Genomic DNA, 26,904 nt, shown 5'->3' on the forward strand with positions numbered 1-26,904 from the left:
AATTTACAATTTTCAGTCATTTGCTTGAAACTGTATAAAGGACTGCTTTTTTCATTAATATCATTCAGGATGTCTCATGTTGGTGGTCCCAAAGTTCGTAAGAAAACGAAAACGGTTCACAAGGATACTTATAGGAGAAAAGGATAAAACTAGGAGTAGAACAAAATGTTTTGGCTACCTAACCGGAATCGATTTGTGCAATTTGACAGAATTACCGAATTGCAAAACTATTTCATTTTTAGTAAATTAGAACCATAAAATCCTATTACAGTAATTTTTAGTTCTATATTACCAAAAATACACTTTATTTTTATTTATTTATCTTGATAATTAATAAAAAATAATTAAATGTAAAAGAAAATTATATTATATTATTCTGAAAAAGAGTATAGTAAAGCATATGAGAAAGAAAAAAGGGGGACACAAAAAGATGAAAAAGAATATCTTTGTACTAATGAGTTCCGTTTTGGTTTTGGGCGCAGCTTTAGCAGGATGTGGAGGTAACACAAGCACATCAGCACCGGCAGCTACTGATGCGTCGAAACAAGAAGCTTCAAAAGGTGAGAAGAAGGTATTGCGTTTGAACATGCATACTGAACCACCAACAGCAGACCCTGGCATTGCGGAGGACTCCACTTCTGGTGCAGTGGTCCGTGCAATCTTTGATGGCTTGACTCGTACCGATAGCGAAGGAAAACCACAGCCATCCGTAGCTGAAAAAATTGATGTTTCAACTGATGGCAAGAAATATACCTTCCATTTAAGAGATGCTAAATGGAGTAACGGCGAGCCGCTAACAGCGCACGATTTTGAATTCGCTTGGAAGCGTGCATTAGATCCAGCGACAGCATCCAACTATGCTTACCAACTGTATTACATTAAAGGTGGGGAAGCATTTCACACTGGAAAAGGTAAAAAAGAGGATATAGGTGTTAAAGCGATTAACGATAAGACCTTGGAAGTAGAATTGGAAAATCCAACACCATTCTTCCTAGAGCTTACTAGCTTCTATACGTATTATCCTGTAAATAAAAAGCTGGTTGAATCCAACAAAGATTGGGCTAAAGAAGCTAAGACCATCGTTGGTAACGGACCATTTAAAATGACGAAATGGGAACATAAGAGCAAAATGACTCTTGAGAAAAATGAACACTACTGGGATGCCGATGTTGTAAAAATCGACAAGCTTGAATTCTCTATGGTAGAGGATGAAAATACCGAGCTTTCCATGTATGATAACGGTGAGTTGGATTGGGCAGGTAACCCTCTAAGCAATATTCCGTTGGATTCAATTCCTGCTCTGCAACAAAATAATACGTTGATTACAAAGCCAAAGGCATCCATTTATTGGTATAAAATGAACACGGAGAAGGCTCCTTTTAATAACGCCAAAATCCGTAAAGCATTTGCCTATGCTGTAAATCGTGATGCGATCGTTAAGAACGTAACACAGTCCGGACAAATTCCAGCAATGGGAATGCTACCACCTACTATGGCATTTAAAAAAGAGGGCTACTTTAAAGATAATAATGTAGACGAAGCTAAAAAGCTCTTAGCAGAAGGTATGAAAGAAATGGGCTGGGATAAGCTGCCTCCAGTTATGATTTCAATCAACACCTCTGAAAACCATAAAAAAATTGCAGAAGCTGTTCAAGACCAATGGAAAAAAGGTCTGGGCGTTGATGTGAAGATAGAGAATTCCGAGTGGAAGGTATACTTGGATAAACTTCACCAAGGTAACTACCAAATCGGACGTATGGGTTGGAATGCTGACTTTAACGATCCAATTAACTATATTGAGTTGTTCCGTGATAAAAAGGGTGGAAACAACGATACCAACTGGGAAAATGCTGAATACAAACGACTTGTGAACGAGTCTCAAAAAGAGCTAGACAAAGCAAAGCGTGATGCGTTATTACAAAAGGCAGAGGAAATCTTCATGGACGAACTGCCAGTTATCCCGGTATACTTCTACACCGATTCCTGGGTGCAAAATCCTAAGCTGAAGGGTGTAAGCTTCGATGCTATGGGTAACATTGACTGGAAATGGGCAGATTTAGAACAATAAGATTACTAGAAATCAGATAGATAAAAGAGGGGCAAATGATGCTCCTCTTTATTTTTTTGAACATATAAATGTAAATTTTGTAACATAAATTAAAATTAATTTTCGTTATAAAAGTGTTTGTTACCGAAAAAAACAAGGTATATTTAATTCTATATATCTTTTTTTAGGGGGCATAATACACATGAATAAAAGCGTTTTTGCAGCTGTAAGCTCCATTTTAGTTCTTAGTACAGCATTGGCCGGCTGTGGTGGCAATGCAGCCTCTGAGAATAAAACAGGAGCGGCTAGTGGTACTCATGAGCAAGTCCTACGTGTGAATCTGCATTCTGAACCACCTACTGCGGACCCTGGCCTTGCGGATGACAATGCTTCCTCTGCCATTTTGAGAGCGACTTTTGATGGCTTGATGCGCTCAGGTAAAGACGGGGACATAACAAAATCTGTAGCGAAAGATTATAAAATTTCTGAAGATGGCAAAACTTATACATTTACTTTACGCGATTCACTATGGTCTAACGGTGAAAAATTAACAGCAAAAGATTTCGAATATGCCTGGAAACGTGTACTAAATCCGAAAACAGCGGCTTCTTATGCCTATCAATTGTATTATTTGAAAAATGCAGAAGCTTATAACAAAGGGCAAGCCAAGGCTGAGGATGTTGGTGTAAAAGCGCTTGATGAGCATACGCTTGAAGTCACCTTGAACAATCCAACTCCGTTCTTCCTAGAGCTAACAGCATTCTATACGCTTTATCCTGTAAATGAGAAAGTTGTAACATCTAGCGAAAAATGGGCAGGAGAGGCAAGTACGCATGTTGGTAACGGACCGTTTAAAATGGAATCCTGGAAGCACAAAAACGAAATGGTTCTTGTGAAAAATGATAATTACTGGGATAAAGATAACGTAAAATTGGAAAAAATCGTCTATCAAATGATTGATGATGAAAATACCGAGCTGTCCATGTTCGAAAATGGGGACCTTGATTGGGCAGGTCAGCCTAATGGTATGCTGCCAATTGATGCAATCGCTCCTAACATGGCGTCTGGCAAATTGCATGTTCAGCCAAAAGCAGGTATCTATTGGTACAAATTTAATACGGAGAAGGCACCGTTTAATAATGTAAAAATCCGTAAAGCATTTGCATATGCAATTGATCGCAAAACAATCACAGATAACATTACACAATCTGGCCAAACCCCTGCTACTAATCTGCTGCCTCCAACTATGGCTTTAGCAAAAGAGGGCTTCTTTAAAGATGGTGATGTAGATACAGCGAAAAAGCTTCTTGCTGAAGGTATGAAGGAGGAGGGCTTAACGAAGCTTCCACCAATTGAAATTTCCTTTAATACTGCGGAAAAGCATAAGAAGATTGCGGAAGCGATTCAAGATCAATGGAAAAAGGCTTTTGATATTGACGTGAAGCTGACTAACAAAGAATGGAAAGTATTTATTGATGACCTACACAGAGGTAACTACCAAGTAGGTCGCAATGGCTGGAATGCCGATTACAATGATCCAATTAGCTTCTTACAGATCTATAAAGATAAAACTGGTGGAAACAACGATACCAAATGGGAAAATGCAAAATACAAAGAACTGTTAAATAAAGCTGATGCTGAAACAAACCCAGAGGTACGCAAAGGGTATTTGGCAGATGCAGAGAAAATTATTATTGATGAAATGCCAGTTATTCCGATCTACTTTGATTCCAATGTTTGGCTACAAAATGACAACCTTAAAGGTGCTGTTGTAGATGCTATGGGTAATGTAGATTTCAAGTGGTCTTCTTTTGAATAAACGTTAAAAACCAAATAAATGGTAACAGAAAAAAGCAGAGTTCCAGAGGGAATTCTGTTTTTTTCGTTTTGATAGGACAAATGACCAAGCGAGTTTACCATCTATTTCATAGAGTAAAGAGAACGATGATATCAGGGGAGGATGATTATGGACTGGGGAAAAATTTTGAAATTGGCGGCGACAGTTGACAAGAATAAATTAAAAACGGAATCAGGAATTCGTGAGGTTATCAAGGATTTAGCAAGTAGATCAGGTAAAGATTTATCAAAAAGGGACTTGGACAATTATACAGAGCAAGTAAAGAAACTTATGCAGAAAAAAGACATTGGCAGCATGCTGGATCAATTAAAGAAAAAGGGCCTAGACCAAAGTGATTTAGACAGAATCAAAAAAGGGATGAAGTAAAGGAGAGGGTTGTCATTTCAAAGAAGACACCACTAAAACGACGAAACTCAACCCAAAGCAATCAACTAAGGATGCTATCCACAATTCAGCAAAACCAACATGCACATGTTCAACAAGAAATGGCCCATCTCCGAAGAGAAATTCAGGAAATAAAAATGATGTTAGGAAGGCTACGACCTGTCGAGCCAGAACGTAAACGGCTTAGCTTTAGTCTTTTTCCTAGGAGAGGGAAGCCGCCAGAGCCTGTCATTGTGCAAGAACCACCAAAACCAAGTCCCGGAATTAATTTGGAGCAAGTGCTACCGTTGCTCCCCCAGCTATCTTCCATAATGCCGGAAATTAGCAAAGTGATGCCAAAGTTATCGAAATCTAAGGTGAAGGATACCATGCAGATTCTTTCTAATCCTGCCGTAGCTAATGTAATCCAACAGATATTAGGCAACCTCCAAACAAACAACTTACCTATTCCAGTTAAATATGAGACAAAAAAACGGTAACGAAAATGGTTTATAAAAACCAAAAAGAGAAAAGTAAATTTTGTAAAAAAGATTACGGTGAAAAGCTGCCCCCGCAAGTTAAAGACCTGGGGGCAGTTTTTTTACTGTTATACGGCTAATAATGAACCACTAGCTCAATTGTTTTGCTATTATAAATTATCGTCACTTGAAGCTAGTGTAAGGATTTTTAGTACCAAAAGCCTAAAAACTTTTCTCATCAAGTAACGTCTAAAGTAATGAACAGCAAGATAGGGGAGGAGAAATTTTGAAAAAGTTTGTTTTAGGCTTGGTTGCCTTGAGTAGTTTTATTTGGATGGCGCCTCAAGCAATAGATGCCGCAGGACAGTCGACACAGGGCAATATACAATTACGGATCGAGGGTAGGAGCGTTAATGCGGAAGTTCCTCCGCTCATCTCCAACGGACGCACCCTTGTCCCTGTTCGCGTTATTGCAGAGGGCTTGGGAGCAAAAATTGATTGGAACCAACAGGAGCGAAAGGCTAAGATTACGAAAGATAACCGAGAGGTAATTTTGCAGTTAAGCAGCAAGAAAGCCTACATAAACGGGAAAGCACAGACCTTAGAGGCCACGCCTGAGCTCATTAATAATCGGATGCTACTACCTCTGCGGTTTGTGGGGGAAGCATTAGGAGCGACGGTAGGATGGGATAATGACAGCCGGACCGTAATTGTCAACCAACCTGTTCAGACGCAAATTAATGGACAATCTTTACCGGCTACTGAGAAAGTATATCATTGGGAGGATAAGGTTTTATTACCAGTGAAGACGATTGCAGACAGATTGGGAGTTTCCCAAGACGAGCTGACTGCCAAGGCCAGCTTGAAGAAAGTAATTGATTCGACGACCGTTATATCCTTACAAGATATAACAGACAGTATCGGAACAGATGTAGCTGAATGGGACGAAAAGCGCAATGAAGTGGTTATTACTCGCATGAACAGATTGACAGATATTGAGCCACAGGATGAAAGTGTTCAGATTCAAACCAGATATAAGGTATCGCCAACTGTGTCAGTCTTACAAAATCCCTATCGGATTGTCATGGATTTCCCGGAAATGGAACTATCCAATAAAATGCGTGACGAGGAAAACAAAGAGATAGTGATTGATCAAAGGAAAGAGAGCAGTTCCTCCGATTATTCCTCCTCTAATATGGATAGTCCAGAAAAATTGGAGCTAAGTGATGGAGATTCCAATGACGCATCCATTAGCGCAGTCAGCCAACAAACTCAGCCGCTTATTCGATCGATTCGATACAGCCAATATCAGGACAATCCTAAAACGGTCAGAGTTGTAGTGGAATTGAATCGCTCAAGTAAATATCAGCTAGTGTCGACAAATGATGGTGTAAAGCTGCAATTACAAGCTAAACCGCAAAAAACGGGGTATCTCATTGTTGTAGATGCGGGGCATGGTGGTCATGATGTAGGAGCCAAAGGAACGGTCGGCAACTATGAAAAGGATTTTACTTTATCTGTAGCTAATCGTTTAGTTGAATACCTAAAACAGCATAAAGAATTTCAAGTCATCGCAACCCGCAGCACCGATACGTATTTGACGCTAAAGGAGCGTACAGATATAGCCAATGAGATAGATGCTGATGTATTTATCTCCGTACATGCCAACTCCTTTAATCCGGAAACGCGCGGAACCGAAACCTATTATTACAATCAGAATAGCTTGGATTTAGCGCGTGTGGTTCATAAGCACCTGTTGGCGGCCACTCAATTCCCTGATCGGAAAGTGAAACAAAACAACTTTTATGTTGTAAAGAACACAAAAATGCCTGCTGTATTAACAGAAACAGGATTTCTCACGAATCAAATCGAAAATACTCAATTAATGTCCCCACAGTTTCAAGATAAAGTAGCAAAATCATTAGCAGATGCGATCTTTGAGTATTACCAAACCTACTAAGGAAACGAAAGGAAGGTGTGAGATGAAACGAATAGCTCTTATCATGTGTGCCCTTCTAGCCTTACTAGTGGCTGCATGCAATAACAATTCTACGCCAGTGGAACCATCTAAAGATGCCAAGACAGAACAACCTGTGAAGGAAACACAACAGCTAACTCTTACCCTTTACTATGCAGACAATGATCTAACCAAACTAATAGAAGAGAAGCAGCAGATTACAGCGCCTGCATCTGACAAGGACAAGTATGCAAAGGCAATGGAATTGCTGGGGAAACCATCCAAGCCAGAACATAATGCGCTGTGGAAAGATTTTGGTTACCACTCCATTACGTTTGAAAACGGTACGTTAACCATTGATGCTAAGGGGACAAACCAATATAATATGGGCTCTAGTGGTGAAGCCTTTGCTATTGATGCATTGAAACAAACCATGTTTCAGTTCCCAGAGGTTATGAAAATCGTTGTTTTCGTAGATGGGAAAAAGACAGAATCCCTCATGGGGCATGTTAGCATTGATGAACCATTAACTCGTTCTACACCCTAACAGAACGAGCCTGAATAGAATATGAGGTAGAAACAAAAAAACGGTGTGTCTAGCATGACGCACCGTTTTTCGTTTTATATGAGTCGGCTTGTACACATAGCTAATTTCTAGGTACGTTGACGGTCGCTCCCAAAAAACTTGATAGCATAAATTCCGGAAATACCAATAATCGTGTAAATAATACGACTTAAAGTAGAGTTCATACCCCCAAACAAGGTGGCAACCACATCAAGTTGGAATAAGCCAACTAGCCCCCAGTTGATAGCACCGATAATAACAAGAAGCAATACTAATTTATCCATGCGCCTACTCACTCCTTTCTTTATAAGTAGTTTCATGATTTCCTTTTCAAATTTAGATTATTCATGCTGGCTTTGACCCAAAAGGAAAGCCCGCTCTTACTTGTACACCTTAAAAAAAAATTTACATAAATCTCATACAGGCTTCATGTCTGTCGTGTAATCTGTGAATACAAGCAAGGAGAGGAGCGAAGTTCTTGAGCATGATTAAGGTGCAAGACCTGCATGTCTATTACGGATTAACACATGCTTTAAAGCATATTGAAATGGAAATTGAACCAAAATCAATTACCGCTTTAATCGGTCCTTCCGGCTGTGGGAAATCAACCTTTTTACGGACAATTAACCGCATGAATGATATGATTTTGCATGTGAAAATCACCGGAAGCATTCAGATTGCAGGTAAAAATATATATGATGCCAATTGGGATGTGGAGCAATTACGTAAGCAAGTCGGAATGGTGTTTCAAAAGCCTACTCCTTTTCCAAAAAGCATTTATGAAAACATTGTATATGGTCCGAAATTACATGGGATTCGAGATAAGAAGCAACTAGAGGAATTGGTTGAGGCTAGCTTGCGGCAGGCAGCCTTGTGGGAAGAGGTAAAGGATAGTTTGCATAAACCCGCCCATGGTTTATCAGGTGGACAGCAGCAACGTTTATGTATTGCACGGGCTCTAGCCGTAGAACCAGAGATCATCTTGTTGGATGAACCGACATCTGCCCTCGACCCTATTGCTACAGCTAAAATAGAGGAGCTGTTGATACAATTAAAGGAAAGCTATACGTTGGTGATGGTAACGCATAACATGCAACAAGCTGCTCGTATTTCTGATAAAACAGCATTCTTTTTACAAGGTGAATGCATTGAAATGAACCAAACCACTGAGGTGTTTGAGAATCCTAAAGATCAACGCCTGAAGGACTATATCTCCGGCCGTTTTGGCTGATTATGAGATACAGCTATACCCCCCTTTATTTTGAAGAGCGGCTAAAGCCGTTCTTTTTTTTCTCCAATTCAAGTGTAACTGTAAAAATCGTGTTATTACTCAGAGAAATCAAAACCTTGGATTCCAATTTTCACTATCCATATAGTATACTTGGTGAAGAAAGTTTATACAAAGGTGGGAAGAATATGGAGACCACAGATATGATTCAAATGATGGTGCTTGCTGACTTATTCAAACTACTCGGTGACAAGACGAGATTAACCATTATGGCTTTGTTACAAGTTCAATCTCTATGTGTACGTGATTTGGTAGAAATTTTACAAGCTTCTCAGCCATCCGTTTCCCAACATTTAGCGAAACTCAAAGGACAAGGATTGGTAAAGGAAGAACGCCGTGGGGCCTGGGTATTTTACTCCCTAAACAACGAGGCTGCTCCAGTTATGAAGATCATTCTTGAGCATTTGCCTGATGTTAAGCCACTTGTTGAAAAGCAACAGCGTGTTACCTTAAGCAGTTAGATAGAGAAGACCATCATACGAAAAGGAGTGCTAGTAAAGGCTCCTTTTTTGTATATTCATACGGAAATGACGAAGATATTCCGGGTAAAATATTCGATTTAAATGATCGTTTAAAAGTTTATTTTGAGATATACCTGTTAAAATAAGGTGTGGATACGCTCTCTTGATTACGCACAAATTATATGTGTCATCAAGGGAGGTGAGATATCCATGAGAAACAAACAACAAGATTTGAACAATGCTGCTCGTGCTGCTGCACAACGAAATACAGCAACTGAGTTTGCAAGTGAAACAAATGCTGCTCAAGTACAAAGACAAAATCAAGCATCTGCTGCTCGTGCTGCTGCACAACAAAATACAGCAACTGAGTTCGCAAGCGAAACAAACGCAGTTCCAAATCAAGCATCTGCTGCTCGTGCTGCTGCACAACAAAATACAGCGACTGAGTTCGCAAGCGAAACGAACGTAGCTCAAGTGCAAAAGCAGAACCGAGTTTCTGCTGCCCGCGCTGCTCAACAAAACAACGCTACTAAATAATAGGTTTCGCGAAAGACCTTCACCCCTGGGGTGAGGGTCTTTTTAGATTTTTGCAGGCTATCCAAGACAAACTCTAACTTGTCTGCATATTGGGACGAAAAGGCTCATAGATATATAACGCATAGAGCAGGAGGGGAAACTGTTAGCTCTACAGACTTTACTAAAGTTCTGTTAGCGCAGGAATATTTGCGGAATGTGCAAGATTCAGTCGGCTTGTAGAATATGTTGACTGGAGCTGGCTGGAGAGCTATCTGACAAATTTCCTAGGAAATAGACAGTCAAGCCCTTCATTGTCGAAACTAGACAAGGGGAGTTGAGGTAATGAAACGTAGAGCTTTAGGTTTAGTCATGCTATTGGTGCTCTCGTTGCTCGTGACGGGATGCTTCGGGACAAAGACACCAGAGGATGTAGTGAATGAATTAGGAGGGAAGATGGACAAAATTACCGGTTACAAGACCAATGCAGTGTTAACTCTGCAAACCGGTACCACACCACAAGAATATGATGTGGAGGTCTGGTATTCTAAACAAAATAATTATCGTGTAGCTCTCACATCTAAACAGCGCAACATTACACAAATTATTTTACGTAATGATGAAGGTGTTTTTGTCTTAACTCCACATCTGAAAAAAAGCTTCCGTTTTCAAAGTGGATGGCCAGAAAACAATGGACCTCTCTACTTATATGAAACGTTGGTTAACAGTATTGTAAATGATGCTGATCGTAAATTGAAAATGGATGATAAGGAGTATGTCTTTGAAGTAAAAGCGAACTACAGTGGCAATCGTTCCTTTAGTAAGCAAAAAATCTGGATGAGCAATGATTTGAGACCAACGAGAGCCGAGATTATGGACAATAATATGAATAAGCTGGTAGAAATTAATTTCACTGAGTTCAACTTTAACCCTGAATTTCCAAAGGACGCGTTCGATAAAGATAAGAACATGACTAGTGCCCTCCCTTCTGTTCCTACTATGGGTCAAACTGAAACAGGTGTGAAGAAGCCTACGAGCCAATTTGGGGTTATACAGCCAACTTATGTACCGGCAGGAATTAAACTAAACAACATTGAACCAGTGACTCATAATAACGAGAAGAGCGTATTGTTACAATATAAAGGAGAGTACAACTACTCCTTGATGGAAAGCCGCCCAACGGCTGCTACCGTTTCTTATGAACAAGGAATGCCTGTAGATCTTGGTTTTACCATTGGTGTTCTGTATCAGACTGCTGAAGAAAAACGCATTCTTAAATGGGAGCTGGATGGTGTCGAATTCACACTCTCTGGGGATTTGCCTGAAGATGAAATGCTAAAAGTAGCACAATCTACTTATGGTGTAGGCGGTAAATAAAGCATCGCAGCTACAAGAGGCGAAGGGTGTCTTCGTCTCTTTTTCTATGTATCATGAGGAAAGAAGAGTATATGTACGAACTAGAGATATTACTTGCCCACTCAAGCAGTATCTAATCGGCAAATATAGACAAATTTTTCTGACAGTTCATGTTGCTTCATTGACAGGCTCCCCAAAAAAACGGTAAGATACGTAACGAGTTATTTATAAGGGGTGATTCAACTCAGATGAAACATGAATATGGTGAGGTACTTTATCATGAAAAAGCGACCTATTCAGATTTATTCTTACGTAAGGACGCTAAAATGCGAATTATGGAAACGGTACTTTTTGTGATAATCATGATTTTGCTGTCGAATTTTTTTGGTGATCGGGATAGCACAGTATTTAAAGTAATCGCCATAGCAAGTGCTGTAGCACTGGTGGGCTTGGCTCCGTTCTTTTATAAGTGGAGACTTCGACCAGCTTACACTGTGACGAAATCTCATCTCATTATCAATATTCGTGGACAGGAAACAGCGTATCCACTGACGCAAGTAGAGCCGATTATTGAAGGGAGACATATGTATCGTATTAACGGAAAACGTATGCCCCTCATGATATCTCATAAATTTCTAGCTCATTTAAACGAGAGACTACATGTTATTAACAGAAAGAATAAGAGGCGATAATTCATGAAGCCATATGCCCGCGATACATGGATAGAAGTTGATCTGGATGCGATTGCGGCTAATGTCTCTGCCCTGCGCCAACATATCCCTGCCCACTCAGAAATAATGGCAGTAGTTAAAGCGGATGGATATGGTCATGGTTCAGAATATACGGCCAGAGAAGCACTTGCGCATGGAGCTACCAGACTGGCGGTAGCTGCTTTAGACGAGGCGCTTGTGCTGCGACGAGCAGGTATTACAGCACCGATCCTTGTTTTAGGTTATACCCCCGTAGATGCTATGCAAACCGCTGTAGAAGAGAATATTCAATTGACCGTTTATCATCTTCAGTGGCTGCAAGATGCTGCCCGTCTTTTGATAGGCAGTTCTAAAAAGTTGGAGATTCATGTCAAAGTTGATACAGGTATGGGACGCATCGGGGTAAGTGATGAAAAAGAATTACTGGAGCTTATCCATACGATAACTACAAATGATTCCATGCGTTGGGTTGGAATATTCACGCACTTTGCTTGCGCAGATGAGGAAGACACTACACATGTAAAAGGACAGCACACCTTATTTCAGGAACGTCTGAAAGCTGTTGAGCAAGCAGGCTATAAGCTTCCTCTCATTCATTGCAATAATACGGCTGCAGCTATTGTTTTTCCAGAATGGAGTTATGATTTGATTCGATTGGGCATAGGCTTATACGGATTGTATCCTTCCGACTTCATAAAACAACAGCATGTACTTGATCTAAAACCAGCTCTCAGCTTAAAAACCCGAATTTCCCATGTGAAAAATATGCCCCCGCATTCCACAATCAGCTATGGAGCCACCTATACAACCACCGATCAAGAACAGATAGCCACTGTGCCAATCGGATATGGTGATGGCTTTCCCCGTTTATTGTCTAATCGAGGTGTCGCCTTATGTCATGGCAAACGAGTGCCTATTGTAGGCAGAGTGTGTATGGACCAAACCATTCTTCATATTCACTCAGGAGATGCCCAGGTGGGGGACGAAGTGGTTTTGTACGGAAAACAAGGGAATGAAGAAATTACGCTCGACGAGATAGCCGAGTGTTTGGGAACAATCAATTATGAAGTAACATGTATGCTCAATTATCGCATTCCTCGCGTTTACTTACGAAATGGGAAAATTGTCGGTATCTGTCATGGAATTGCCAATAAATTCTTGGAAGAATATCGAAAAATGGCAGGAATTTAGCGGAAAAGATCGAATACCTTTTAAGGTGGGCATCATGCATCGGTGAAAAGCATCAAAAAGGTATATTTTTGCATATGGTTCGACATAATGGTACTGATAAGATCAGAAGAGAACGGAAAGCGTTCGAGAACAGAGGGTACGGTCATGGCTGGAGGTGGATTTGTCTTGTCTAAAAGCAATACAAAACGTATCATGATCAGTTTGCCGCAACATTTATTGCAAGAGGTAGACGGCGTCGTGCAGAAAGAGAGATCAAACCGAAGTGAATTGATTCGTCAAGCGATGAGTCTCTACCTCAAGGAACGAAAAAAACGCTTTATACGAGAAACAATGCAACGTGGCTATTTGGAAATGGCTAAAATCAATCTCAATATGGCATCGGAGGCTTTTGAAGCAGAAGAGGAAGCCGATCTTACCTTAGACCGCTTAGTTAGCGGGGTGTAGTATGTGAATGTTAAACGTGGCGATGTATTTTTCGCGGACCTTTCCCCTGTGGTTGGCTCCGAGCAAGGTGGAGTTAGACCGGTATTAGTTATACAAAACGATATTGGAAATCGATTTAGTCCGACGGTTATCGTCGCTGCGATCACTGCTCAGATTCAAAAGGCAAAGCTGCCTACGCATGTGGAAATCGATGCAAAAACATATGGGTTTGATCGTGACTCTGTCATCTTATTGGAACAAATAAGAACCATTGATAAGCAAAGGTTGACTGATAAAATCACTCATCTAGACGATGAGATGATGGAAAGAGTGAATGAATCACTTCAGATCAGCCTCGGATTAATAGATTTTTAATAACGGATGAAAAAAGGATCTTTCGCGATTAAAGGCGAAGGGTCCTTTTTTCATCAAGAGTAGATTTCAGAGCTGGAAGTCTCTTTATTACAACGTAGGTCCTTACAAAACCGAGAGGAAACCCTGTCCCTCAGCCTAGGTAAACTTGTAAACGAAACCTCAGGGGGCTATCATACTAGTTAGATGTAAAAAGATTGAGAACTTCTGTAAACCTTGGGAGGATAGGTACATGGATGTTAAACAAATGGCTGCCACCCTTGCACGAGAACTAGGTGTAGGTGTTCAGCAGGTCGTACAAACAATAACCTTGCTTGATGAAGGAAATACCGTTCCATTTATTTCTCGCTATCGGAAAGAAATGACTGGTCAATTAGACGAGACACAAATACGGACTATTGAAGAACGTGTACGTTACTTACGAAATTTAATTGTCAGAAAAGAAGAGGTTCTTCGTTTAATTGAGGAGCAAGGAAAGCTAACAGAAGAATTATCAATCGCAATTCAAAAGGCCACCAAGCTTCAGGAGGTGGAGGATCTTTATCGTCCTTATAAGCAAAAACGCCGTACACGTGCTACGATTGCCAAAGAAAAAGGATTAGAGCCTCTTGCCGCTTATATACTGTCCTTACCGCAGACAGGTGATCCTTCCTCAGAAGCTAGTCGTTATATAGACACCGAAAAAGGTGTTGAAACAGCAGAAGATGCCTTGCAGGGGGCAATGGATATTATTGCTGAACAAATCTCCGATGATGCAGAATATCGGAAATGGATTCGTGAAAAAACGTTCATGAAAGCTATCCTGCTCACGGAGCAAAAGGAAAAAGAAGAAGACGGAAAAAATGTTTACGAAATGTATTATAGTTACTCCGAGCCGGTCAAAAAAGTAGTTCCTCATCGTGTTCTGGCCATCAATCGTGGTGAAAAGGAAGGGATTCTTAAGGTTTCTTTAGAAACGCCTGGGGAGGATATCATTGCATTTCTTCAAAGAAAAATACTAACCCAGAAGACGGTCGTTGAGGATGCAATCAAGCAAACAATTGAGGATAGCTACAAGCGTTTAATTGCTCCTTCTATTGAACGTGAGGTAAGGAATGAATTGACAGAGGTAGCTGAAGAGAGAGCGATTCATATCTTTGCTGAGAATTTACGCAACTTGCTGCTTCAGCCTCCGTTTAAAGGAAAAGTGGTATTGGGTGTTGACCCTGCGTTTCGTACTGGCTGTAAGCTTGCCGTGGTGGATGATACGGGTAAAAAGCTTTACATAAATGTGATTTATCCAACGCCACCAGTAAGCAAAGTCAAAGAAGCTAGTGAAACCGTGAAAAAAATTATTGATGAATATCAGGTAGATGTAGTTGCAATCGGGAACGGTACAGCTTCTAGGGAGACTGAGCAGTTTATCGCTGATGTATTAAAAGAAGCAAAGCGTGATGTCTCCTATATCATTGTGAATGAAGCAGGAGCTTCTGTGTATTCGGCGTCAGCGTTAGCGAAGGAAGAGTTTCCTGAATTGGATGTAGCAGAAAGAAGTGCTATTTCTATCGCTCGCCGTTTACAAGATCCGCTGGCTGAATTGGTAAAAATCGACCCAAAATCAGTGGGTGTTGGACAGTATCAGCATGATGTATCGCAAACTCGTTTAGCGGAAAGTCTTGAATTCGTGGTATCATCAGCAGTTAATCACGTCGGAGTGGATGTGAATACAGCTTCTGCTTCTTTGCTTCAATATGTATCCGGAGTAAACAAGCAAGTAGCATCAAATATTGTGAAACTTCGTGAAGAGAATGGGAAATTTTCAAACCGATCCCAATTAAAAAAGGTACCTCGGTTGGGTGCTAAAACCTATGAGCAATGCATCGGCTTCTTGCGTGTTATGGACGGAGAGAACTCTCTTGATCGTACTCCTATTCATCCAGAGTCATATGAGGTTACGTACAGGCTGTTAACACATTTACAAATCCAGCCTGAGGAAATTGGCAGTGAGGCTTGTAAGAAGCAGGTCATGAATATTTCTTTGCCACAAATGGCAGCAGAGCTTGAGATTGGTGAACCAACCCTAAAAGATATTGTAGATAGCCTTTTACGCCCAGGACGTGATCCGCGAGATGAGCTGCCTAAGCCGTTGTTAAGTAAAGATGTTTTGAAAATAACAGACCTGAGCAAGGGAATGAAGATGCAGGGTACGATTCGCAATGTGGTTGATTTTGGGGCATTTGTTGATATCGGGCTAAAAAATGATGGGCTGATCCATATTTCTCAGTTGAAAAAGGGATTCGTAAAACATCCTCTTGATGTTGTAGCAGTTGGAGATATCGTTGATGTCTGGGTAATGGATATTGACGAGAAACGTCAGCGGGTTGGTATGACCATGATTTCTCCCGAAGAATAGTGCCAATCATTATTTTGTAAAAGAGCAGGTTTTTCAACTAGTTAATGTCTCTAAGCGGACAAAAAGCCGTCCTATTCCTCAGGGCGGCTACTTTGCTTTTCTAAATATAGAAACCAACAGCTGTTTAGCAATCGAATTTGTCTTACATCCTTCCCAAAGAAGGCGCGTTGTAGCTGTTTACGCATCCATTGTGGCATAAAAAATACCTCCTGCGCTTTCTTACTGGCATTGTATGCAGGAAGAAAGGTGGAGGTACCTGTCTGTATAGGTCATTACCTAATTCTAATGTCTGGGTACAAGATAACCTTCTATTCGTCTTCTGCTAACCCTTCTAATTGTGCTTGCAGAGCGCGAATTTCGGTTAATAAGGAACGGAGTGGGTACTCTGTTTCATTCAAACAGGAAAAGCTGGACTCTAATTCATTCAGATAGGAAAGACCATCTACAATCTTTAGTTCTTGTGAAAGAAGTTCAAGATCACTACATTCGCATAGCATATACGGTAATTCGGGTCTAGTGACTACGGTTAATTTGTTATGTTCTTTTTGTAGCCGTTTAAGCAGGGCTAAAAGCTGATACATATGTGATGACGGCATTTGTACAAAAAAAAGCTCGCTCTTTTTTTGCAAAAGTAGGTAGCGCATGAAAGCCTCCATCTGTAAATTGACTTGCGTTCATGCACAAGTGTAGCGTATCCTTCAAGCAGAATTCAAGAGATTTTGTTATAGTAAGTACAGTCGGAAAGACTAGGGGGAGACGTGTGTGAACGATAAGGAATTGCAAAAACTAGTGGAAGAGATATCGGTAGGTGATTTTGCCAAGCCGTTTCGTCATCATGCTCGTTTTAACTCACGTTTGCGCACGACTGGTGGTAGATATTTATTGCGTTCGCATGATCTTGAGTTTAATCCCCTTCATCTTCAAGAACATGGTAAGGAAGAACTGATTGGTATCATTAAGCATGAACTATGCCATTATCACCTTCATCTGGAAGGAAAGGGCTATCGACATCGTGATCCGGATTTTATTCAATTATTACAGCAGGTAGGTGGAGCAAGATACTGCTCCAGACTTAGCAGACAAAAAATCGTGCTGCCATATCGCTATCAACTAATCTGCACGGACTGTGGATTTTCGTATAAAAGAAAGAGAAAGATTAACCTAGCTCGCTATGTGTGTGGCAGGTGTCGAGGTAAATTACGTATCGAGCCCTTGTCACAGGGGTAGGAACCCGCCTTTACATGCCATTTTCGACAGGGCTATAATAAAAAGAATGGAGGAATGGCAAGGCAATGACGTATGAATTTGAATTTACTAGTCAGCAAGCGACCCAGGAATTCGCAGAAAAACTAGCTCAGCTTTTGATGCCAGGGGATTTCTTGGCGTTGGAAGGGGATTTGGGGGCTGGTAAAACCACGTTTACACAAGGATTGGCACGGGGACTCGGGGTGAAACGTGTGGTCAATAGTCCAACCTTTACGATTATTAAAGAGTATGCTGGACGTTTGCCGCTTTATCATATGGATGTATACCGGGTCGCTGATCAGGTGGATGATTTAGGGCTTGATGAGTATTTTTATGGTGAAGGTGTTTGTGTTGTAGAATGGGCTTCTTTAATCCCGAATCATGTACCGGAGGATCGAATGACGATTCATTTGCTTCAACAAGGAGAGAATGTTCGCCTATGCCGACTTGAGGTAGTAGGAAAACGAAGTGAACAGGTAGGTAAGGAGATTGATCAACATGTGCGTGCTGGCAATTGATACCTCCAATCTCGTGCTTAGCGTCGCTGTGGTCGATGATTCACGAGTGCGGGGAGAATGGACAAGTAATTTAAATAAAAATCATTCCGTCACAGTAATGGACGGGATATCCACGCTGCTAGATGAACTAAATATTGACCCGGCAGAATTGACAGGAATTGCTGTAGCAAAGGGACCTGGTTCTTACACAGGAGTTCGGATTGGGGTAGCTACGGCGAAAAGCATGGCTTGGTCTCTTGGGATTCCTGTGATTGGTATCTCAAGTCTAGAAGCGGTAGGAATGAATGCTCTTTCTTTTACAGGAGGAATTGTCCCGCTCTTTGATGCAAGGCGAGGTCAAGTATACACAGGCCTGTATCGAAGCAAGGATTGTCAGACGCTAGACGCTTTGCTTCCTGAACGAATTATATTGCTTACAGATTGGTTGGATCTGCTCCAACAAGAAACATCTGGTGAGCCCTTGCTATTTTTAGGAGAAGATTTGGACAAACATCGTGACGTCATTAGCGATGTGCTGGGAGAAAAGGCGATGTTTGCAACCCCTACCTTCAATCATCCAAGAGCAGCACACTTGGCATGGACGGGGCTTCAACAGTTGAAGGAAGGAAAGGGCATTCCTGCGCATGACTTAGTACCTGAGTATCTACAATTGGCAGAAGCGGAAGCCAAATGGATAGCGAAACAGGAAAAGTAGGGATATTACATGAGTGAGACACTATCAAAGCAGATAGAATTTCGTTACATGACATTAGATGATGTGGAAAGAATTGCTGAGCTAGAGCGTATTTGTTTTCCGACTCCCTGGCCATTAGAAGCCTTTATTAATGAATTAACCATTAATCCGAATGCAAAATATATAGTAGCCATACTAGACGGACAGGTTGTAGGGTATTGTGGAATGTGGCTGATTATTGACGAGGCTCATATCACCAATATTTGTATTCATCCCGATGTACGTGGTCAAAGGGTAGGATTACGGCTCATGAAACAGATGATGGCCCTTGCGATGGTGCTGGGCGGCGAAAGAATGACCTTGGAAGTGCGCCCTTCTAATGAAGTAGCTCGGAACTTATACACAAAATTAGGTTTTGAAGAACACGGAAGACGAAAACGATATTATTCCGATAATAACGAAGATGCCATTATTATGTGGGTGAATTTACGTGAAGAGTAATCGACAATCTCGCTATATGAAGCGGGTACAACAACGTTATGAACAACAATTACAATCGAATCGACCAGTCTGTATTTTAGGCATTGAAACGAGCTGTGATGAGACATCGGCAGCCGTTATTGAGAATGGCACCACCATTTTATCCAACGTGATTGCTTCTCAAGCTGATATACACAAACGCTTCGGGGGGGTCGTACCTGAAGTTGCTTCTCGCAGACACGTAGAAAATATTACGGTGACGATAGAAGAGGCACTAGAGCTTGCTAATAAAAGCTGGGACGATATCTCTGCTATCGCAGTGACCTATGGCCCGGGATTAGTTGGGGCGCTTCTAGTCGGAGTAGCAGCTGCGAAGGCTATTTCCTTTGCAAAAGGAATTCCTCTTATAGGGGTTCATCATATTGCGGGGCATATTTATGCGAACCGCTTGGTGGAGGAAATGCAATTCCCGCTGATCAGTTTAGTTGTTTCTGGCGGACATACAGAGTTAATCTATATGAAAGAGCATGGGCATTTTGAGATTTTAGGGGAAACCCGTGATGATGCGGCCGGAGAGGCTTATGACAAGGTTGCCCGTTCATTGGAATTGCCTTATCCAGGCGGACCGCATATTGATCGGCTAGCTCATGAAGGGGAAGCAAGTATTAGCCTGCCACGAGCTTGGCTAGAGAAGGATTCGTATGATTTTAGCTTCAGCGGCTTGAAATCGGCTGTATTAAACACGCTTCACAATGCAAAACAACGAGGAGAAGAAATTCCTGCGGCCAATCTGGCAGCAAGCTTCCAGACTTCAGTAGTTGAGGTTTTAGTAGAAAAGACGATTCGAGCTGCAAGAGAGTATCAGGCTAAACAAATCTTATTAGCTGGTGGTGTAGCAGCAAATAAAGGACTACGTTCAGCATTACGTGAGCGGTGCGCAAAGGAAGGACTGGCTCTAACTATCCCGCCACTTATTCTTTGCACAGATAATGCTGCTATGATCGCGGCGGCTGGATTTGTCTTATACCAACAGGGAAAATTTGCTGATCTTGATTTAAATGGTGTTCCTGGATTAGAATTGACCAACCCTTTTTAGTATAAAGCTAAAAAGGGTTTTTTTGTTCTCATTATCCCCATAAAAGGAATTGGTCTAGGAGAGATGGGAAAGCTACTAAGGATTGTCGATGGGTTTGAAATCAACTTATGAACAATATCCACAATCATTTCTTAACAAACGTAATAAATCTGTTAGTATCTTTGTGGATAATGTGGATAACAATGATGTTCAGTCTATAAGTCTCTTATTTATGGTTTTTTTTCTGTTGAAAAGGCTGTTTTTACTGTGGATAAATTTGTTGAAAAAATGCATATAACATGATTCGGCATAATCATTCAGCTTCTTGTTATTAACAGGGGGAATACCTTTATGAAAATAAAGTTGCTTCGGTGGATGCTTATATTGGTTGTCATTCTTGAGATCAGCTTTCCAAAAGCGTCATTTGCCACCTCTTCACATACAACATCTCCGCTACTAACCACACCATTTATTTCTATAAAGAATCGACAGGTAATTATACTTGCTGTGGATATGTTTTCTTTCAATGATCTTCAAGAGCTACGGTACCGTCAGCCTTTTGCTGGTCATATGCATAAGGCGGGCTATGCAGCATTAACGATGCGAACTGCGGGACCAAGAACGGCCGCGAATGGATATTTATTGATGGGGAGCGGAGGACAGGCTCAATATACAGAAGCCAGCGAAACGTTGTACCAGCATAATGAATCCACAAGCAATAACGAAACAGCAGAACAACGAATGAGTCGATTGACGAATCCGCATACGATTAACAAAAAAAGTGCGCTCTTCTATCCCGGTATTTTCCGTTTGCAAAGAGATAATGAAAACAAGCCGTATACAGCCAGAATTGGATTAATGGGAGATGGCATTGAACGTGTGGATGGTACGGTAGCTTTTTACGGAAATGCTGATTACGGAGAAAAGAAGCAACGACATGCCTCGTTATTGGGGGTTACTTCAACTGGAGAGATCAGAAAGGGAATGGTCTCGCCCGATATGCTACTGGAAAAGGACTTGCGTTATCCTTATGGTCTGCGTACAAAGAAGGATGTTGTGTTACAACAGATCGCAGGGGATAAAAGCTCAAGCTTAATCATTTGGCAGTATGGGGATTTGGCAAGATTATACAGACAAATGCCTGAAATGTCACCCTCGCATTTTAAACAGATGTACCAGCAAATTATTGGTGATTTAGCAAAGATAGCAGGTCAGATTATAGCTAAACTACAACCTGGACAAATGTTTCTGCTGCTCTCTGCAGATGCTAATCCCATTGCTATCAAAGAAAAGAGCATATTGACGCCCTTTCTCATGTGGACATATTCAGGAGTAAAAACAGGCGAGTTAACGTCCATAACCACACGTCAGCCAGGACTAGTGAGCGGATTGGATCTATTACCAACCGTTTACCATTGGATTCATCTGCCTTTACCCGAACATGTAATTGGGCATGTGATTCATCCTGCAACGAATCAACCAATCCCATTCATTTCCACGACTGAAGTAAGTCAGGTGAAAGACAATCAGTCGGATTGGAGAATTTCTTCCTTTTTTCAAAAAATAGACCGCATTCATCGTATATATGCGAACAGACCAAGTATTATTTATAGCTTCGTCATCCTTCAGTTGGCTGGCTTATTGTTGGGGCTTTTATTATGGTATCGCTATCAGTATCAATCTAGGGCGGTTTCAGTGCGTGTTCGTAAATTTGTAAGGCTATTGCTGACCGCATTGCTATTAGTCCCGTTTTTGCTTTTGCTTGAGCCTCTTGTGGATATCTCTTTACCTATTCTTGCTACACTTTCGCTGTTGGGTATAGTAGCTGGGGGGATGGCTTACTGGTTATGTCGTCTCTCGCTATCAACTGGTTTTTTTCTGATAGGGGTATGTACGACGATCGGCTTATTAGTAGATGGATTTACGGGCGCTCATTTAATGAAGCGTTCTTTCCTCGGGTATGACCCGGTCATTGGGGCGCGTTTTTATGGAATGGGTAACGAATATGAGGGGGTATTAATTGGAGCCAGCCTGCTTTTTTTTGCTGCATTTTATCAATGGGAACAAGAACGGGAAAGAAAGCAAATAAAAAATGAACAGACGAACCTATCTCTAGGGGGACTGATTTTGCTTATCGTATGTATGGGGATCATTCTATGGTATCTGGCTTCTCCTCAGTATGGTACGAATGCAGGGGGATTTTTAGCAACTGGACTCGCGTATGTGGTTACATTGCTTAGATTTTATCAAATCCGTCTACGCAAAATAAGCCTCCTCTTGATAGGAGGAAGCTTATTAGTTGGTATGGCGAGTTTACTTATTATTCATCTGTTTTCGATGCAACCAATGACTCATGTAGGTAAAGTTGCTCATGACATTATAACGGGTAACTGGATAGAAGTGGGGCAGATTATTCAGCGGAAGCTGGAAATGAACCTTCGCCTAATCCGTGTTTCTTTATGGAGTAAGGTATTTTTTCTATCCCTGTTTATTGTCAGTGTCATCAGCTTTTATCCGCAGCAGTATATGCGTAGATTGTATGCCAGCTATCCCGCCTTGGTTATGGGTTTTAGCGGGATCATGGCAGGATCGTTGGCTGGCCTTTTTTTAAATGATTCAGGTATTGTGTCAGCGGCCACGTCGATCATTTTTTTTGTAAGTCCTGCACTACTCTTAACTCTACAGGAAGATAAGATAGCTAGAAAGTATTAGTCCATTGACAGCTCTTCCCATTCTGTATACAAATGATCAATAGCTGTTCGAGCCTGGCTAATCAGATCATTACGTTTCTGGGCTTCAACATGATCAGAATAAACATCAGGATGGCATAATTCTTCTTCCCAGGTAGCGATTTTTTCCTCGTTATCCTGAATGCTTTTTTCAATTTCTTCTAAACGTCGTTGGCGTTGCCGCTCTTTACGCTTCGCTTCTTTATCAAGCTCATAGGTGCTTTTTTCTGGAGTGCTTGGTCTGGCTGCTGAGGCTTTTGGATTTGTCTGTTCCACCTTTTCCTGAGCTTGTTCTACAAGCTCTTGTTTTTTATCCAGATAGTAGTCGTAATTTCCAAGGTAGCTTGTTACTCCAGTTGGAGACATCTCTAGAACGCGAGTAGCCATTTTGTTTAGAAAATATCTGTCATGGGATACAAATAAAATCGTGCCGGGATAGTCATATAGGGCATTCTCTAATACCTCTTTACTGATGATATCCAAATGGTTGGTCGGCTCGTCAAAAATCAAGAAATTGGCTTCCTTTAGCATTAATTTAGCCAAAGAGACACGTGCGCGCTCGCCGCCGGACAAGTCGCCAATTCTCTTTAACACGTCATCGCCACTAAACAAGAAGTTTCCAAGAATGGTGCGGACCTCTTTCTCCTGCATCTGAGGATAATCATCCCATAGCTCTGCCAAAATGGTTTTGCTCATATTTAACTCGCGTTGTTCCTGATCATAGTAGCCAATGGTTACATTACTTCCTAGCTCTGTATGTCCTTGTTTAGCTGTAAGCTGACCCACAATCGTTTTAAGTAAAGTAGATTTTCCAATCCCGTTTGGTCCTACTAGTGCAACGCGCTCTTCGCGTTCTAAATCAAAGGTCAACTGAGAGGAAAGCGTGACCTCCTCGTAGCCAATGGCAAGATTTCGAACCTTAAGCACGTTATTTCCGCTCATTTTGGCAATTTCAAAGGAGAAATGGGCAGATTTGTTACCCGCAATCGGTTTATCCATTCGATCCATTTTTTCAAGTGTTTTTCGTCTGCTTTGCGCTCGTTTGGTAGTAGATGCTCTAGCGATATTGCGCTGAATAAAATCCTCTAATTTAGCGACTTCTTCCTCTTGCTTTTCAAAACGGCGCAGCTCCTGCTCTAAACGCATAGCCTTTTGATCCAAATAGCGGCTGTAGTTGCCTACATAGCGTTGCGCCTGATGACGTTCGATTTCATAGACGATATTTACTAGCTTATCTAAAAAGTAACGGTCATGGGAAACGACTAGGATAGCACCCTTGTAATTTTGCAAATAGACCTCTAGCCAGGATAGAGTTTCGATATCCAAATAGTTCGTAGGCTCATCTAACAGCAATAAATCAGGTGACTGAAGAAGTAACTTCGCTAATGCCAGACGTGTTTTTTGACCACCACTTAACGTATAAATAGGTGTTTCATAATCCATGTCTGAAAAACGAAGACCGTGAAGTACACCGCGAATACTAGCTTCATAGCTATAACCGCCTTTTTCTTTAAAGGCTTCCACGCGATGTGAATAGGTCTCCATAATCTGCTGATATTTTTTTTCGTCCTCAAAGACTGCAGGATCGCCCATCATAGCTTCCATCTTGCGTAGCTCTTTTTCCTCTGATTGAAGATGCTCAAAAACAAGAAGCATCTCTGCCCAGATGGAGTTATTGGATTCCAGACCGCTGTTTTGGGCTAGGTACCCGATTGTTACATCCTTTGGTTTACGAAGCACTCCGCTATCATAGCTAAGTTCGCCAGCTATAATTTTCATCAGCGTAGATTTCCCGGCTCCATTTACTCCAACCAAACCGATCCGTTCTAACGTTTGTACTTGTAAAGATATATCCTGTAAAATGGTTTCAACACCATATGACTTCGATATGTGCTCTGCTTGTAATAAAATCATAGCTTTCACCCCGAGATGATATTCAGATATCTATCCTAACAGTGTACCTAAAGCAGAGGTCGGGAACAAGGGGAGCCGATCAATAGGTGGGCAAATAAAGGGGGAAAAGTATGCACATGCTAGAGAAGAAGCGCTTGAGACAGGTGATGATTAGCGCGCGGGATTTGTTGAGTGAAGAGGATCGCGAGCAAAAATCCGATAAGGCTACACAGCATTTATGGAGTATCAAAGCTATAAAAGAAGCTCAAACGATTATGTGTTTTAGTTCGTTTGGAAGTGAAATCAATACGTGGTCTTTTATAGAAGATGCAAGAGAGCGTGACATAAAGGTTGCTCTTCCCCTGACAAATCGAGAGCAAAAAAAAATAATACCTTATACATATGAGAGCAGAAGTAGCTTGAAGGAGGGGGCTTACGGTATCTGGGAGCCAGATCCCACACGTTCAACAGAGCTGAAGCTGTCAGAGATTGAAGTAGTGATCGTTCCAGGAGTAGCCTTTGATCGGCAAAAAGGGCGCTTAGGCTATGGAGCCGGTTATTATGACCGATTTTTCCAAAGCCTGCCGCATGAACCTAGACGAATTGGATTTTGCTATGCTATGCAGGTGATTGAAAAGGTACCGATGGAGCCTTTTGATATCCATTTGGATCAAATTGTCACCGAAGAGGGAATTATCTGAATTTGAAACAATTTGGACATACATTACACCATTCCCAAAAAGATGGTATTGTATAATTGTGATGGTATTGGAGGAGGGTTTAACATGTCAGGATGGAAAATAGGTATCATTACGGCTAGTGATTCAATCGCTGGTGGGGAAAGAGAGGATGATCGAATTCAGTTGGTGCGCGGGTTAGTCAAACAGCACTTGCATACGGAAAACATTATTTATCGTTGTTTACCGGATGATATGGAAGAACTGAAGGAGCATATGATCGAATTGGTGGATCGAGAAAAATGCGATATTCTCATTACCACAGGTGGAACAGGATTGAGTCCGCGGGATGTTACACCAGAAGTAACGTCATGGGTAATTGATCGTCCAGTACCTGGCTTAGCGGAGGAGATGCGTCGTGCAGGTTTAAAGCAATCTCGCCGCGCTATGTTAACACGTGCTGTTGCAGGGACGAGGGGCAACAGTTTGATTTTTAATTTACCAGGAAACCCCAAAGGAGTCGAGGTCTGCTTTATAGCTATTGCAGACATGCTGCCGGACGCTGTGCATATTTTGCAGGGCTCAGAAGAAGCCGGTGAAGACTGGGGTGGAATTGGATGGTAGAGAAGCCGAACTTTAAAGTCGTGCCTGTCCGCGAAGCGGTGGGCATGATTTTGCCTCATGATATGACGCAGATTTTACCCGGGGAATTCAAGGGTAGGCTGTTTAAAAAAGGGCATGTTATTAAAGCAGAAGACATAGAACCACTGCTTTCTATAGGAAAAGAGCATATTTATATTATGGATATGCCTCCGGGCTTTATCCATGAAGAAGAAGCAGGTCAAAGAATTGCCCAAGCTGTTGCAGGTACAAATCTTCTTTTCACAGAGCCTTACGAAGGTAAGGTTTCAATGAAGGCAAAAACGAACGGACTTTGTAAAATCAATGAGCAGGCCGTTCATACTTTAAATGAATTAGAAGGTATAGCCCTTTCCACTATCCTAACGAATCAAGTGGTAACAGAGGGACAGTCTGTGGCTGCTACTCGCATTATCCCTTTGATTATGAAAGAAGAAAACATTCTCGTTTTAGAACGTTTGGCTAAGCAGTTTGAAGAGCCAATCGTGGATGTGCTGCCCATTCCTGCTCGTAGGGTAGGAGTGGTTACGACAGGAAGTGAGGTTTATCAGGGACGAATCCAAGATAAGTTTGGTCCTGCTATTAGAGCTAAGGTAGAAGCGCTAGGCTCTCAGGTAGTTGAGCAACGTTTTGCCCCAGATGATAAAGAGATGATACAACATGAGATAGAGTATTTCCTGTCACAAGGAGTTGATCTCATCTGTGTAACAGGCGGTATGTCTGTTGATCCAGATGATAAAACACCCGGGGCAATTGCTGGTGTAGGCTCTGATGTTATACGGTATGGTACGCCAATGTTGCCTGGTTCTATGCTAATGATCGCCTATAAAGGAGATATTCCTATTCTAGGGTTACCTGGCGCGGTGATGCATGAGCCTGTTACGTCGTTTGATGTTTTTTTGCCTAGAATCCTATACGGAGAGCGCATCCAAGAAAGTGATATGACACGACTTGGTTATGGTGGTTTACGGAAGTGTTAATAATCAAATGAGTGGAGATG

General features: G+C 41.5%; 28 protein-coding genes. 24 read left to right on the forward strand and 4 right to left on the reverse strand.

The genetic code is table 11. The annotated features are described in order from the left end of the window. Positions 1-430 precede the first annotated feature (430 nt). The 6 genes from BRLA_RS02045 (at position 431) to BRLA_RS02070 (ending at position 7,251) form a co-directional block, all read left to right on the forward strand. Complete coding sequence (locus BRLA_RS02045) at positions 431-2,068, forward strand: peptide ABC transporter substrate-binding protein (RefSeq protein WP_003333551.1); 1,638 nt, start codon at positions 431-433, stop codon at positions 2,066-2,068. 181 nt (positions 2,069-2,249) lie between these two features. Then, complete coding sequence (locus BRLA_RS02050; protein WP_003333550.1) at positions 2,250-3,866, forward strand: peptide ABC transporter substrate-binding protein; 1,617 nt, start codon at positions 2,250-2,252, stop codon at positions 3,864-3,866. 147 nt (positions 3,867-4,013) lie between these two features. Then, positions 4,014-4,271, forward strand: coding sequence for a stage VI sporulation protein F (locus BRLA_RS02055; protein ID WP_003333548.1), 258 nt, complete (start codon positions 4,014-4,016; stop codon positions 4,269-4,271). Positions 4,272-4,426: 155 nt separating this feature from the next. After that, entirely contained in the window at positions 4,427-4,768 is a 342-nt protein-coding gene (locus BRLA_RS02060) for a hypothetical protein (protein WP_236867750.1), read from the forward strand. Between the two features lie 265 nt (positions 4,769-5,033). Continuing rightward, the gene (locus tag BRLA_RS02065; RefSeq protein ID WP_003333545.1) at positions 5,034-6,707 is read left to right on the forward strand and encodes an N-acetylmuramoyl-L-alanine amidase family protein; all 1,674 of its coding nucleotides are present in this window, start codon (positions 5,034-5,036) and stop codon (positions 6,705-6,707) included. Between the two features lie 22 nt (positions 6,708-6,729). After that, positions 6,730-7,251: a GerMN domain-containing protein gene (locus tag BRLA_RS02070; RefSeq protein ID WP_003333544.1), complete on the forward strand. Its 522-nt coding sequence runs from the start codon at positions 6,730-6,732 to the stop codon at positions 7,249-7,251. Between the two features lie 107 nt (positions 7,252-7,358). On the opposite strand, the gene BRLA_RS02075 is transcribed toward BRLA_RS02070, so the two are convergent. After that, complete coding sequence (locus BRLA_RS02075; RefSeq protein ID WP_003333543.1) at positions 7,359-7,553, reverse strand: DUF378 domain-containing protein; 195 nt, start codon at positions 7,551-7,553, stop codon at positions 7,359-7,361. 194 nt (positions 7,554-7,747) lie between these two features. Between BRLA_RS02075 and pstB the strand changes: the two genes are divergently transcribed. From pstB to BRLA_RS02120, 9 genes are all read left to right on the forward strand, one after another. Beyond that, positions 7,748-8,500, forward strand: coding sequence for a phosphate ABC transporter ATP-binding protein PstB (pstB, locus tag BRLA_RS02080; protein WP_003333542.1), 753 nt, complete (start codon positions 7,748-7,750; stop codon positions 8,498-8,500). A 185-nt stretch (positions 8,501-8,685) separates the two neighbouring features. After that, positions 8,686-9,018 carry an ArsR/SmtB family transcription factor gene (locus tag BRLA_RS02085; RefSeq protein ID WP_003333541.1) on the forward strand — a complete coding sequence of 111 codons (333 nt, stop codon included), beginning with the start codon at positions 8,686-8,688 and terminating at the stop codon, positions 9,016-9,018. 210 nt (positions 9,019-9,228) lie between these two features. Further along, positions 9,229-9,555, forward strand: a complete 327-nt coding sequence (locus BRLA_RS02090) for a gamma-type small acid-soluble spore protein (protein WP_003333540.1) — start codon at positions 9,229-9,231, stop codon at positions 9,553-9,555. Positions 9,556-9,876: 321 nt separating this feature from the next. After that, entirely contained in the window at positions 9,877-10,908 is a 1,032-nt protein-coding gene (locus tag BRLA_RS02095; RefSeq protein WP_003333538.1) for a DUF4367 domain-containing protein, read from the forward strand. Between the two features lie 227 nt (positions 10,909-11,135). Next, entirely contained in the window at positions 11,136-11,579 is a 444-nt protein-coding gene (locus tag BRLA_RS02100; protein WP_003333537.1) for a hypothetical protein, read from the forward strand. Positions 11,580-11,582: 3 nt separating this feature from the next. After that, positions 11,583-12,788, forward strand: a complete 1,206-nt coding sequence (gene alr, locus BRLA_RS02105; protein WP_003333536.1) for an alanine racemase — start codon at positions 11,583-11,585, stop codon at positions 12,786-12,788. A gap of 144 nt (positions 12,789-12,932) precedes the next feature. Then, positions 12,933-13,232, forward strand: coding sequence for a CopG family ribbon-helix-helix protein (locus tag BRLA_RS02110; protein WP_003333535.1), 300 nt, complete (start codon positions 12,933-12,935; stop codon positions 13,230-13,232). A 3-nt stretch (positions 13,233-13,235) separates the two neighbouring features. After that, positions 13,236-13,586: a type II toxin-antitoxin system PemK/MazF family toxin gene (locus BRLA_RS02115; RefSeq protein WP_003333534.1), complete on the forward strand. Its 351-nt coding sequence runs from the start codon at positions 13,236-13,238 to the stop codon at positions 13,584-13,586. Between the two features lie 229 nt (positions 13,587-13,815). Continuing rightward, positions 13,816-15,975, forward strand: coding sequence for a Tex family protein (locus BRLA_RS02120; RefSeq protein WP_003333533.1), 2,160 nt, complete (start codon positions 13,816-13,818; stop codon positions 15,973-15,975). A 71-nt stretch (positions 15,976-16,046) separates the two neighbouring features. Here the strand turns inward: BRLA_RS02120 and cmpA are convergent, their stop codons facing one another. Both cmpA and BRLA_RS02125 read right to left on the reverse strand, forming a co-directional pair. Beyond that, positions 16,047-16,172: a cortex morphogenetic protein CmpA gene (cmpA, locus tag BRLA_RS23540; RefSeq protein WP_003333532.1), complete on the reverse strand. Its 126-nt coding sequence runs from the start codon at positions 16,170-16,172 to the stop codon at positions 16,047-16,049. A gap of 111 nt (positions 16,173-16,283) precedes the next feature. After that, positions 16,284-16,619, reverse strand: coding sequence for a hypothetical protein (locus BRLA_RS02125; RefSeq protein ID WP_031411755.1), 336 nt, complete (start codon positions 16,617-16,619; stop codon positions 16,284-16,286). 118 nt (positions 16,620-16,737) lie between these two features. Between BRLA_RS02125 and BRLA_RS02130 the strand changes: the two genes are divergently transcribed. The 6 genes from BRLA_RS02130 (at position 16,738) to BRLA_RS02160 (ending at position 22,678) form a co-directional block, all read left to right on the forward strand. Beyond that, a complete protein-coding gene (locus tag BRLA_RS02130) occupies positions 16,738-17,202 on the forward strand; it encodes a SprT family protein (RefSeq protein WP_003333530.1) in 465 nt (154 codons plus the stop codon). A 65-nt stretch (positions 17,203-17,267) separates the two neighbouring features. Further along, entirely contained in the window at positions 17,268-17,738 is a 471-nt protein-coding gene (gene tsaE / locus BRLA_RS02135) for a tRNA (adenosine(37)-N6)-threonylcarbamoyltransferase complex ATPase subunit type 1 TsaE (RefSeq protein WP_003333528.1), read from the forward strand. Further along, positions 17,719-18,432, forward strand: coding sequence for a tRNA (adenosine(37)-N6)-threonylcarbamoyltransferase complex dimerization subunit type 1 TsaB (gene tsaB / locus BRLA_RS02140; RefSeq protein ID WP_003333527.1), 714 nt, complete (start codon positions 17,719-17,721; stop codon positions 18,430-18,432). The genes tsaE and tsaB overlap by 20 nt, the downstream gene beginning before the upstream one ends. 9 nt (positions 18,433-18,441) lie before the next feature. After that, a complete protein-coding gene (rimI, locus tag BRLA_RS02145) occupies positions 18,442-18,912 on the forward strand; it encodes a ribosomal protein S18-alanine N-acetyltransferase (protein WP_003333526.1) in 471 nt (156 codons plus the stop codon). A gap of 16 nt (positions 18,913-18,928) precedes the next feature. Further along, positions 18,929-19,987: a tRNA (adenosine(37)-N6)-threonylcarbamoyltransferase complex transferase subunit TsaD gene (gene tsaD / locus BRLA_RS02150; RefSeq protein WP_041752462.1), complete on the forward strand. Its 1,059-nt coding sequence runs from the start codon at positions 18,929-18,931 to the stop codon at positions 19,985-19,987. A 330-nt stretch (positions 19,988-20,317) separates the two neighbouring features. Continuing rightward, a complete protein-coding gene (locus tag BRLA_RS02160) occupies positions 20,318-22,678 on the forward strand; it encodes a hypothetical protein (RefSeq protein ID WP_003333524.1) in 2,361 nt (786 codons plus the stop codon). Here the strand turns inward: BRLA_RS02160 and BRLA_RS02165 are convergent. After that, a complete protein-coding gene (locus BRLA_RS02165; protein ID WP_003333523.1) occupies positions 22,675-24,609 on the reverse strand; it encodes an ABC-F family ATP-binding cassette domain-containing protein in 1,935 nt (644 codons plus the stop codon). The two genes, BRLA_RS02160 and BRLA_RS02165, sit on opposite strands and share 4 nt — an antisense overlap. 110 nt (positions 24,610-24,719) lie before the next feature. Between BRLA_RS02165 and BRLA_RS02170 the strand changes: the two genes are divergently transcribed. From BRLA_RS02170 to BRLA_RS02180, 3 genes are all read left to right on the forward strand, one after another. Beyond that, complete coding sequence (locus BRLA_RS02170) at positions 24,720-25,289, forward strand: 5-formyltetrahydrofolate cyclo-ligase (RefSeq protein WP_003333522.1); 570 nt, start codon at positions 24,720-24,722, stop codon at positions 25,287-25,289. Between the two features lie 84 nt (positions 25,290-25,373). Next, positions 25,374-25,889, forward strand: a complete 516-nt coding sequence (locus BRLA_RS02175; RefSeq protein WP_003333521.1) for a MogA/MoaB family molybdenum cofactor biosynthesis protein — start codon at positions 25,374-25,376, stop codon at positions 25,887-25,889. Next, positions 25,883-26,884 carry a molybdopterin-binding protein gene (locus BRLA_RS02180; protein WP_003333520.1) on the forward strand — a complete coding sequence of 334 codons (1,002 nt, stop codon included), beginning with the start codon at positions 25,883-25,885 and terminating at the stop codon, positions 26,882-26,884. The genes BRLA_RS02175 and BRLA_RS02180 overlap by 7 nt, the downstream gene beginning before the upstream one ends. The last annotated feature ends 20 nt before the right edge of the window (positions 26,885-26,904 follow it).

This window comes from Brevibacillus laterosporus LMG 15441, from assembly GCF_000219535.2.
Lineage (GTDB): Bacteria > Bacillota > Bacilli > Brevibacillales > Brevibacillaceae > Brevibacillus_B > Brevibacillus_B halotolerans.

Excerpts from the sequence above, each read along its gene's own strand:
- BRLA_RS02045 (WP_003333551.1), top strand. The coding sequence starts at position 431 with ATGAAAAAGAATATCTTTGTACTAATGAGTTCCGTTTTGGTTTTGGGC.
- BRLA_RS02050 (WP_003333550.1), top strand. The coding sequence starts at position 2,250 with ATGAATAAAAGCGTTTTTGCAGCTGTAAGCTCCATTTTAGTTCTTAGT.
- BRLA_RS02055 (WP_003333548.1), top strand. The coding sequence starts at position 4,014 with ATGGACTGGGGAAAAATTTTGAAATTGGCGGCGACAGTTGACAAGAAT.
- BRLA_RS02060 (WP_236867750.1), top strand. The coding sequence starts at position 4,427 with ATGATGTTAGGAAGGCTACGACCTGTCGAGCCAGAACGTAAACGGCTT.
- BRLA_RS02070 (WP_003333544.1), top strand. The coding sequence starts at position 6,730 with ATGAAACGAATAGCTCTTATCATGTGTGCCCTTCTAGCCTTACTAGTG.
- BRLA_RS02075 (WP_003333543.1), bottom strand. The coding sequence starts at position 7,553 with ATGGATAAATTAGTATTGCTTCTTGTTATTATCGGTGCTATCAACTGG.
- BRLA_RS02085 (WP_003333541.1), top strand. The coding sequence starts at position 8,686 with ATGGAGACCACAGATATGATTCAAATGATGGTGCTTGCTGACTTATTC.
- BRLA_RS02090 (WP_003333540.1), top strand. The coding sequence starts at position 9,229 with ATGAGAAACAAACAACAAGATTTGAACAATGCTGCTCGTGCTGCTGCA.
- BRLA_RS02095 (WP_003333538.1), top strand. The coding sequence starts at position 9,877 with ATGAAACGTAGAGCTTTAGGTTTAGTCATGCTATTGGTGCTCTCGTTG.
- BRLA_RS02100 (WP_003333537.1), top strand. The coding sequence starts at position 11,136 with ATGAAACATGAATATGGTGAGGTACTTTATCATGAAAAAGCGACCTAT.
- alr (WP_003333536.1), top strand. The coding sequence starts at position 11,583 with ATGAAGCCATATGCCCGCGATACATGGATAGAAGTTGATCTGGATGCG.
- BRLA_RS02110 (WP_003333535.1), top strand. The coding sequence starts at position 12,933 with ATGGCTGGAGGTGGATTTGTCTTGTCTAAAAGCAATACAAAACGTATC.
- BRLA_RS02120 (WP_003333533.1), top strand. The coding sequence starts at position 13,816 with ATGGATGTTAAACAAATGGCTGCCACCCTTGCACGAGAACTAGGTGTA.
- cmpA (WP_003333532.1), bottom strand. The coding sequence starts at position 16,172 with ATGCCACAATGGATGCGTAAACAGCTACAACGCGCCTTCTTTGGGAAG.
- BRLA_RS02125 (WP_031411755.1), bottom strand. The coding sequence starts at position 16,619 with ATGCGCTACCTACTTTTGCAAAAAAAGAGCGAGCTTTTTTTTGTACAA.
- tsaE (WP_003333528.1), top strand. The coding sequence starts at position 17,268 with ATGACGTATGAATTTGAATTTACTAGTCAGCAAGCGACCCAGGAATTC.
- tsaB (WP_003333527.1), top strand. The coding sequence starts at position 17,719 with ATGTGCGTGCTGGCAATTGATACCTCCAATCTCGTGCTTAGCGTCGCT.
- rimI (WP_003333526.1), top strand. The coding sequence starts at position 18,442 with ATGAGTGAGACACTATCAAAGCAGATAGAATTTCGTTACATGACATTA.
- tsaD (WP_041752462.1), top strand. The coding sequence starts at position 18,929 with ATGAAGCGGGTACAACAACGTTATGAACAACAATTACAATCGAATCGA.
- BRLA_RS02160 (WP_003333524.1), top strand. The coding sequence starts at position 20,318 with ATGAAAATAAAGTTGCTTCGGTGGATGCTTATATTGGTTGTCATTCTT.
- BRLA_RS02165 (WP_003333523.1), bottom strand. The coding sequence starts at position 24,609 with ATGATTTTATTACAAGCAGAGCACATATCGAAGTCATATGGTGTTGAA.
- BRLA_RS02170 (WP_003333522.1), top strand. The coding sequence starts at position 24,720 with ATGCACATGCTAGAGAAGAAGCGCTTGAGACAGGTGATGATTAGCGCG.
- BRLA_RS02175 (WP_003333521.1), top strand. The coding sequence starts at position 25,374 with ATGTCAGGATGGAAAATAGGTATCATTACGGCTAGTGATTCAATCGCT.
- BRLA_RS02180 (WP_003333520.1), top strand. The coding sequence starts at position 25,883 with ATGGTAGAGAAGCCGAACTTTAAAGTCGTGCCTGTCCGCGAAGCGGTG.